The sequence below is a fragment of the Pseudogemmobacter sp. TB195 genome (assembly GCF_058313095.1).
Window position 1 is genome coordinate 1 of sequence record NZ_JBZEGG010000204.1, and the last position, 537, is coordinate 537.

Below are 537 nucleotides of genomic sequence, written 5' to 3' on the forward strand. Positions count from 1 at the left end.
GGTGGTCCGCTCCAGTCTCCCAAGCGCTTCGGCCGTCGCATTGACGATTGCATCGGCGTCCTGAGAGCTTGCTGCGGACTGAAGGTCCTGTTTGACGATGGCGAAGAAGCGGCTCGGGAGATTCCCATCCTCCATCGGCAGTTTGCGCTGGACCAGATCCATGGCCTGAATGCCATTGGTGCCTTCGTAAATCTGGGCGATGCGGGCATCGCGAACGAATTGTTCCATGCCCCATTCGCGGATGTAGCCGTGGCCGCCGAAGACCTGCTGGGAGAGCACCGCCGTCTCGAATCCAAAATCCGTGAAGGCGGCCTTGATCACCGGGGTCAAGAGCGCGACGAGGCCATTGGCGTTCTTGCGCGTGGCTTCTTCGGGATGACGAGCCGCGATGTCCATTTGCATGGATGTCCAGATCGCCAGCGCTCGCGCGGCATCCGTATAGGCGCGACCCGTCAGCAGCATGTTGCGCACGTCAGGATGTTCGATGATTGGAACCGGCCCACGCGAACCGTCGAGAGAGCGGCCCTGCAGACGCTC

General features: G+C 61.6%; 1 protein-coding gene. It reads right to left on the reverse strand.

Features of this window, described 5'->3' with window-relative positions; genetic code table 11:
- On the reverse strand, positions 1 to 537 hold a 537-nt coding region (locus AC4FS3_RS29375), incomplete at both ends, for an acyl-CoA dehydrogenase family protein (protein WP_491023474.1).